Below are 7,799 nucleotides of genomic sequence, written 5' to 3'. Positions count from 1 at the left end.
GCACTCCCCCGTCGCCCGGTGCCGCTTGAGCAGGACACGGCAGTCGGTGGCCTTGCTCCAGTCGTAGGCGGCGTTGGCCTCGGCCTCGGCGAGGGTGAGGTGGCGGCAGTGCGCGACCTGATCGGCCTGACCGGCCAGTTCGCCGCGGTCGACGGCCTGCTCAGCGCGGAGGAGAACCTCCGCCTGATGGCCGACCTCTGCCACCTCCCGAAGGCGGAGGGCCGCCGCCGCCCCGCCGACCTCCTCGAACGCTTCGAGCTGACCGAGGCCGCCGGCAAACCGGCCTCCACCTACTCCGGAGGCATGCGCCGCAAGCTCGACCTCGCCATGTCCCTGATGGGCGACCCGCGCATCATCTTCCTCGACGAGCCGACCACCGGCCTCGACCCCCGATCCCGCCGCACCATGTGGGACATCATCCGGTCCCTGGTCGCCGACGAGGGCGTCACCGTCCTCCTGACCACGCAGTACCTGGAGGAGGCCGACCAGCTCGCCGACCGGATCGGCGTCCTCCACGAGGGCCGGCTGGTCGCCGAGGGCACCTCTGACGAGCTCAAGGCGATGATCCACGGCGGCCACATCTCGCTGCGCTTCGGCTCCACCGCCGAACTGGACACCGCCGCCGCCCGGTTCGCCTCCACCACCCGCGACGACGAGGAGCTCACGCTCCAGATCCCGTCCGACGGCACCGTCTCCACCCTCCGCGCCGTCCTGGACGTCCTCGACGCCGCCGGCGCCACCCCCGCGTCCCTCTCGCTCCACACCCCCGACCTCGACGACGTCTTCCTCGCCCTCACCGGCGCGGACGAGAAGCAGGAGACCGCCCGATGACCACCGCGACCCCCCGTGCCAGGACCGGCGCCCCCCGCCTGCGCAGCTACGCCGTCCGCGACGCGGTCACCATGTTCCGCCGCGTCATGAAGCGCGCCCTGCGCTACCCGTCCATCGCGATCGTCATCGTGATGATGCCGGTCGTCTTCCTGCTCCTGTTCACCTACGCCTTCGGCGGCGCGCTCGGCGCCGGCATCCGGAGCCCGCAGCTCACCGGCGACTACATCGACTACGTCGCCCCCGGCATCATCCTCATGACCGTCGCCACCGGTTCCGTCGGCGCGGCCCTCACCCTCTGCATGGACAAGACCGAGGGCATCGTCAACCGCTTCCGCACCATGTCGATCTCCCGGGGCTCCTTCCTCACCGGCCACGTCCTGGGCAACCTCGTCCAGACGGTCCTCGGCACGGTGGTCGTCACCGGCGTCGCCCTCGCCATCGGCTTCCGGCCCGACGCGTCCCTCGTCGAATGGCTCGCCGCAGCCGGGCTCCTGGCCGCCCTGGCCCTTGCCCTCACCTGGCTCTCCGCCGGCATGGGCCTGACCGCCAAGACCGTCGAGTCCGCCTCCAACCTTCCTCTGCCGATCACCTTCCTGCCCTTCCTCGGCAGCGCCGTCGTCCCCACCGACACCATGCCCGACGCCCTGCGGTGGTTCGCCGAGTACCAGCCCTTCACCCCCGTCAACGAGACCCTCCGCGGCCTCCTGATGGGCACGGAGATCGGCGACAGCGCCTCCCTCTCGCTCGCCTGGTGCGCCGCCATCGGCCTCGTGGGCTACCTCTGGTCCCGCACCGCCTTCACCCGCCAGACCAAGCGCTGAACCCGCCCGGTGCACCGAGGAACGGCAACCCGCCACACCTGCCGCCCTTCGGCGCACCGGCTCTTCCCGCACCCCTCTCGCACCGCCGCGTCGGGCGGCGCCCCCGCCGGCGTCCTACGCGGCGGTAACCCCGTGACGCGGCCCAGGCCAGTCGGCCCGCACCGCCCCGCCGACGGGATCGAAGGGCGCGGGCGACGGGAGGGCGCGTGACCGGCAGTGAGCAGAAACCGGGGACGGCGGCCGGTCAGTGGTGCGACGGCACGAGCGGACCCGACGCGCCGTCACGGCGTCGGACCGCGGACAACGACTGGCCCGTCCACCGCTGCACGGCCCGGCGCAGACCGCTGACGTCGGCGAAGCCGGCGCGTCGGGCGACGGCGTCGAACGGCATCTCCGTACGGGTCAGCAGGTCCAGGGTCTGACCGCGGCGCAGCGTCTGGAGTTCGTCCGACCACGTGGTGCCGTTCTCCTCCAGGCGGCGCTGGAGCGTGCGGCCGCTCAGGCACATGCGATGCGCCACATGACTCAGGGAGGGCACGTCGTTGTCGCTGGCACCGCGGAGGGTGGCGCGGAACGTGTCGATCCACCCGCCCAGGGGCACGGACTCCCTGAGGCTCTGCTCGGCGTGTCTGCGCAACAGGGCGGACAGCCCCGGGGCGTGGGGCTGTGCCGCCTTCAGGTCGTCGGACCTGAAGGTGATGGAGTTGACCGGACCGGCGAACTCGATCGCGGGCGTGCCGTAGAGCCGGTTGAGCGTCCCGTGGGAGCGGGGGGCCTTCGCGGCGAGGACGACGCCGACGGGCACGACGTTGCGGCGCGACGCCTCGCTGACGCGTCGGGCGAGCAGGGCCATGGAGTAGGCCCGTATCGCCGAGGCCACGTGGTCGGTGAGGTCGGCGGCGTTCACGTGACTGATCGTGATCCGCCCCCCGGTCTCCCGTATCTCGAGGGTCTCCGTTCCCGCGTCCGCCGCGGTGGCGAGGAACCTGGCCCCGTCGTGGAGTCCTTCGAGGGGGGTCGCGGCCTGGGTGACGAGGTAGTCCCAGATGCCGAGGGCGCCGAGAGCGCTCTGCTGGACCATGTGCGAGGCGACGTCCTGCCAGGGCGCGTGCAGCGTCATCAGCTCCCACAGGCGGACGTTGGACGACGCCGGGATGCGGTAGCGGTCGTCGGACAGGTGCTCCGGGGCCAGTCCGAGGAGACCCGCGTACTGGTCCGGGCGTACTCCCGCCCTCTGCGCGGCCTGGACGTTGACGCGCGCGAAGGCGGTGGGAGTGGTGCCGGGCATGTGTGCCGACTCGGGGTGTCCCGGTCCGGCGTTCGCGGATCCGTGGCACGCGAGGCCCTGTGCGTGGCGCGTGGGGCTCTTCGGGTCGGAGCGCCGCGCATCTAGTGTCATTCTCGTCCTCATGGCCTCGGTGGAGGGAAAGCCGAGGCCGTGTTCGGGACCCCCGGGGGGGGGGAGGGGCCTCGGCCCGTCAGTGGCGTCGACGGGGGTGACGCTGCTGGGCCCTGGCCCCACCCCGCCCTCCCCTGCACCTCGCCACAAGGCTCAGGGGAGGGTAGGTGATCAGCGCTTCCGGATCAAACGCCGTGCGCACCCACGGGCTCGACGCCTGCCGGCCGACCCGCTCGACGAGCCCCCGCCCCGTCCCACGGCCCCCGCAGGCGTGGCATACGATTCGCGCACACATTCGTATGATTTGCATAAGGGACGTAGGAAGCATGAAGAAGCAGTCGATGGCGCGCCGCGCCCAGGGCCTGGCCGCTGTCACCGCCCTCCTCGCGCTGGGCGCCGTGGGCTGCGGCGGGATGGTCGAGAGCGCCAAGGCCGGGGCCGAGAAGGTGGCGCGTCAGCGATCGGTGTTCGGCCTGAAGCCGGGGGACTGCTTCAACACCAACGACGGCAGGACCGAGGGCGAGGCGTTCAGCGTCGAGGTCGTTCCCTGCGACGAACCGCACCAGTCGCAGGTCAGCGGCGAGTTCGAGGTCGACGAGAGGAAGTTCCCGGGCGACCGCGTGATCGAGGCGATGGCCGACGAGACGTGCGCGCGCCTCGAGCAGGAGTTCGCCCCGGACACCTGGGCGCTGGCCGCCGAGGGGGTCGAGTCCTTCTCCTACACCCCGACCAAGGCGTCCTGGACGACCGGCGACCGCCTGGTCAGCTGCACCCTCGCCAAGGAGTCCGCCGACCTGAAGGGCTCCCTCGAAGCCGACGACGCCGGCATGGAGCCGGGCGCTGCCGACTACCTGAAGACCTCCGGCAAGGTCTACGACGCGCTCTGGGCCAACCAGCCCGAGGGTGACGACCCCGCCGAGGACATGAAGGGCTACACGGCCCAGGCCGAGGCCGTCGCCACCGCCCTCACCGACCACGTCGCCGCTCTGGAGAAGATCGAGGGACCGGTCGCCGAGTCGCTCCTCGTCCAGCAGTCCAAGGCCCTCGCCCATTGGAAGAAGGCCGCCTCCGCCCAGGACGCCGACGCCTTCTTCGTGGCCTACGACCCGGCCTTCGACGGTCTGGACCCGGCCAGGAGCATCGGGCTCCGCAAGGAACTCGGCCTCTCCACGACCGTCCCGGCCGACGACGCCGACGTCTGGGCCGGCTGAGCCGCCGAGGCATCCGACCGCGGCCAACCGAACGACCTGGCCGTACGCGCGCTCCGTCCGGCGGGATCCGCCTGCCCGGGCACCCGACCGCGTCGACCCGGTGTCACGCCGGTTCGACCGGCAGCCACAGTTCGCAGGTCGCGGTGCTGAAGTCGTCCGCGCGCTCGAGGGTCGCGACGATCGAGGGACCCGGTCGCAGCCTCCAGGGATGGGAGGGGAACCACTCGGTCGCGGTCGCCGCCCACGTCTTCTGCAGGGCCTGCGGATGCGGCCCCCTGGTACGGAAGACCGCCCACTTGCCGGCCGGCACCTCGATGGTGTCGAGGTCGCCCGGAAGGGGCGTGCCGTGGGCGAGTGCCACTCCGTGCAGGTAGGTCAGTTCGGTGCCCTCACCGCGGCCGGGGTCGAGGTCGTCGGAGACCTGCAGCAGACCTTCCGGTTCGGTGTCGCCAAGGGCCTTCAGACGCAGGTGCTCCTCCTGCGGCAGCGCGGCGACGTGCCGCTGGATGTGGGGGTTGACGCCCTGGTGGATCAGTGGGACCCGGGCCGCGTGCCCGACGAGCCGGAAGGCGGGGCGGTCGACGAGGCGGGTGTCCATGGGGTTTCTCCCTTCGACGGTCAGGTGGAACCTGAGCTGCGGTTGTGTGCGCAAGGGGCCGCCGTGCCGGCGCACTTCACCGGGGTCGGCGCCGTGGACCGCGCGGAACGCGCGACCGAACGCCTCACCCGAGCCGTACCCGTGCCGCACGGCGATGCCCAGCAGATCGCCCTCGCCCCGGACGACGTCGGTGGCGGCAAGGGTCATGCGCCGTCGGCGTACGTACTCCGACAGCGGCATCCCGGCCAGCGACGAGAACATCCGGCGCAGGTGGTACTCGGTCGTGCCGAACGCCGCGGCCGTCCCGCGGACGTCGGGTTCCTCCGAGAGGTGCTCCTCGACAAGGTCGACGAGCCGGTTGAGTGCCGAGATCACCGGGCCCCCTTTCGCCGTCGATCCTGGCATCGGCCGCGCGGGCCGCACCCGATCGTCCCGAACCGATCCGATCAGGCACCCGAGCCGACCGGCGACATCCTGTGGGGGGCGGGTTCACTCCAGGGGGCCGGTCAGGTAGCGCTGGAGCGTGATGCCGAGGGTGTGGACGAGCCGGCTCTCGTCCGCCTCCTGGAGCGCGTGCAGTCCGATCACGTGGTGGGCGAAGGCCAGCCCCGCGATCTGGCTCATGGCCATGGCCGCCCGGAACCGGGCGTCCGACTCCCCGAGCTCTTCGGCGATGGGCTCGAGGATCTCGCTCGTCAGCCGTGAGCGGATGACGGCTGCGGCCTCCTCGTCCTGGGAGGCCGAGCGCAGCAGGCCGAGAAGCCGGTCGCGCGGGCCGGGCGACCGCAGCGTCCGGACGGCGAACTCCGCGAGGCGCCGGCCCACGCCGGACCGGTCACCGGCGAGGATCTGGGGCACGACGACCGACGGGTCGAAGGGCAGCTGCAGCACCTCCTGGAAGAGCTGCCGCTTGCTCCCGAAGAAGTACATCACCAGAGCGGGGTCGGCCTGCGCCTGTTCTGCGATGGACCTGATGCTGGCACCGCCGTAGCCCTTCCCGGCGAACTGCTCGACGGCGGCCTCCGCGATCGCCGTGCGCGTGGTGCTGGGGCCGGTGCGGCGGCCGGTGCGGCGGGTGGGCTTCGCGTCGCCCACCGGCAGGCCCGGTCCGCTCTCCCCGTCCGGCGATCCGGCCGTCCGGTCGCGCGCATGCATCGCGTCGTCCTCCCTTTCGCGTGGCGGCACAGACGTGGTCGTCGTTGTGGCCGCCCGCAGCTATCAGCTCCACACTAATTCTACGCTCGTTGACAAAGGCGTCGGGTGCGCTCACACTCGGCAGCAGTATTTCCACAACTGTTGAACTCAAGGGGTGCGTGATGAGCGACACGCAATCGCAGAGGGCGGACGACGGGCGCCCACCCGTGCTGACCGCCGGCCGACGGCGGGTCGTCCTCGGGGTCGTGGCTCTGGCGCTGATGATGGTCGTCTCCGCGGTGAGCGGCCTCAACGTGGCCCTGCCGGATCTGCAACGCGACACCGGGGCGTCGGCCACCGAGATCCAGTGGATCGTCGACGCCTACACCCTCGTCTTCGCGGGCCTGCTCCTCATCGGGGGCGCCGTCGGGGACCGCATCGGGCGCAGACCGGTCCTGCTGTTCGGCATCGTCGTCTTCGGCGCGGCCGCCGCCTGCGGCCTGTTCGTCGACCAGCCGCAGACACTCATCGCGATCCGGGCCTGCATGGGCGTGGGCGCGGCCGCCGTCATGCCCGCCACCCTCTCGATCATCACCAGCTCCTTCCCGCCGGAAGAGCGGGCCCGGGCGGTCGGGGTCTGGGTGGGCGTCGCCGGGGGCGGGGCGGTGGTCGGCCTGTTCGGGTCGGGCATCCTGCTGGAGTTCTTCGACTGGAGCAGCTTCTTCGGGCTGAACGTGGCGCTGGCGGTCCTCGCCCTCGCCGGGACGCTCAAGGTGATCCCCGACAGCCGGGACCAGCAGCCGCCGGCGCTGGACCCCGTCGGCGGCGCCTTGTCGCTGGTCCTCGTCGCCGGCCTCGTCTTCGGCTTCATCGAGGGACCCGAGCGCGGCTGGAGCGACGTCCTGACCGTGTCCGCCTTCGTCGTCGGCGTGCTCGCGGCGCTGGCCTTCGTGCTCTGGGAACTGCGCCGGGAGCAGCCGCTGCTGGACCCGCGGCTGTTCAAGCTCCGCGGCTTCAGCACCGGCACCCTGTCGATGGCGGCCCAGTTCTTCGCCAGCTTCGGCTTCTTCTACATCATCCTGCAGTACCTGCAGTACGTGGCGGACCTCTCGCCCCTGCAGTCCGCGCTCGCCCTGCTGCCCCTGCCCGCCGTCCTCATCCCGCTCGCCCGGCAGGCTCCCAATCTGGCCCTTCGCTTCGGAGCCAACCGGATCGCCGCCGCCGGCCTACTGCTCTCCGCGGCCGGCATGCTCCTGATGAACCTCCTCGACGTCGACTTCACCTACTGGCACCTCGCCGTCGCGCTCGTCGTGTTCGCCGCGGGGATGGCGCTCGCCAGCACCCCGGCCACGATGGCGATCACCTCGTCCCTGCCGGCCGGCAAGCAGGGGGTGGGCTCCGCGGTCAACGACGTCTCCCGCGAGTTCGGCTCCGCCCTCGGGATCGCCATCCTCGGCAGCGTCCTCAACGGCGCCTACAGCAGCAACATGGCCGACGCCGTCACCCAGCTCCCCGCCAAGGCCGCCGCGGCCGCGCAGTCCTCCCTCGCAGCCGTCCAGCAGGCCGCCCCCCAGCTCGGCGACCGGGGCGAGGCCCTGCTCGCCGCGGGCAAGCAGAGCTTCGTCGACGCCACCGGCTCCGCCTTCCTCGTGGCCGCAGCCGTCCTCTTCTGCTGCGCCGTCGTGGTCTTCCTCCGCGCGCCCGACGCCCACGAGCTCCGGGAGACGCAGCACCAGGGCGAGAAGACCCCCGCCCCGTGAAAGGCGGCACTAGGCGCTGAACGAGCCCGGTCCGCAGCGCACCGG

The 7,799-nt window shown here is 72.0% G+C and carries 6 protein-coding genes and 1 pseudogene; 4 read left to right on the top strand and 3 right to left on the bottom strand.

All coding sequences use genetic code 11. The features are described from left to right. Positions 1-96: 96 nt before the first annotated feature. Together ACFWEG_RS27195 and ACFWEG_RS27190 are read left to right on the top strand one after the other, a co-directional pair. A pseudogene (locus tag ACFWEG_RS27195) lies at positions 97-831 on the top strand (ATP-binding cassette domain-containing protein); the annotation flags it as partial. Beyond that, positions 828-1,652, top strand: coding sequence for an ABC transporter permease (locus ACFWEG_RS27190; protein WP_387220266.1), 825 nt, complete (start codon positions 828-830; stop codon positions 1,650-1,652). The pseudogene ACFWEG_RS27195 and the gene ACFWEG_RS27190, both read left to right, overlap by 4 nt. A 244-nt stretch (positions 1,653-1,896) precedes the next feature. Here the strand turns inward: ACFWEG_RS27190 and ACFWEG_RS27185 are convergent, their stop codons facing one another. Next, positions 1,897-2,940 carry an AraC family transcriptional regulator ligand-binding domain-containing protein gene (locus ACFWEG_RS27185; RefSeq protein ID WP_387220263.1) on the bottom strand — a complete coding sequence of 348 codons (1,044 nt, stop codon included), beginning with the start codon at positions 2,938-2,940 and terminating at the stop codon, positions 1,897-1,899. Positions 2,941-3,377: 437 nt separating this feature from the next. Between ACFWEG_RS27185 and ACFWEG_RS27180 the strand changes: the two genes are divergently transcribed. Then, the gene (locus tag ACFWEG_RS27180; protein WP_387220260.1) at positions 3,378-4,262 is read left to right on the top strand and encodes a septum formation family protein; all 885 of its coding nucleotides are present in this window, start codon (positions 3,378-3,380) and stop codon (positions 4,260-4,262) included. 103 nt (positions 4,263-4,365) lie between these two features. Here the strand turns inward: ACFWEG_RS27180 and ACFWEG_RS27175 are convergent, their stop codons facing one another. Both ACFWEG_RS27175 and ACFWEG_RS27170 read right to left on the bottom strand, forming a co-directional pair. Then, positions 4,366-5,235, bottom strand: a complete 870-nt coding sequence (locus ACFWEG_RS27175) for a GyrI-like domain-containing protein (protein ID WP_387220258.1) — start codon at positions 5,233-5,235, stop codon at positions 4,366-4,368. A gap of 114 nt (positions 5,236-5,349) precedes the next feature. Next, a complete protein-coding gene (locus ACFWEG_RS27170; protein ID WP_387220256.1) occupies positions 5,350-6,015 on the bottom strand; it encodes a TetR family transcriptional regulator in 666 nt (221 codons plus the stop codon). A 161-nt stretch (positions 6,016-6,176) separates the two neighbouring features. On the opposite strand from ACFWEG_RS27170, the gene ACFWEG_RS27165 reads away from it, so the two are divergent. Further along, the gene (locus ACFWEG_RS27165) at positions 6,177-7,754 is read left to right on the top strand and encodes an MFS transporter (RefSeq protein ID WP_387220253.1); all 1,578 of its coding nucleotides are present in this window, start codon (positions 6,177-6,179) and stop codon (positions 7,752-7,754) included. The last annotated feature ends 45 nt before the right edge of the window (positions 7,755-7,799 follow it).

It is taken from the genome of Streptomyces sp. NPDC060194, assembly GCF_042728285.1.
In the GTDB taxonomy this organism is placed as follows: domain Bacteria; phylum Actinomycetota; class Actinomycetes; order Streptomycetales; family Streptomycetaceae; genus Streptomyces.
Note: the sequence above shows the minus strand (reverse complement) of the source record. Positions and strands in the feature narration are given on the sequence as shown.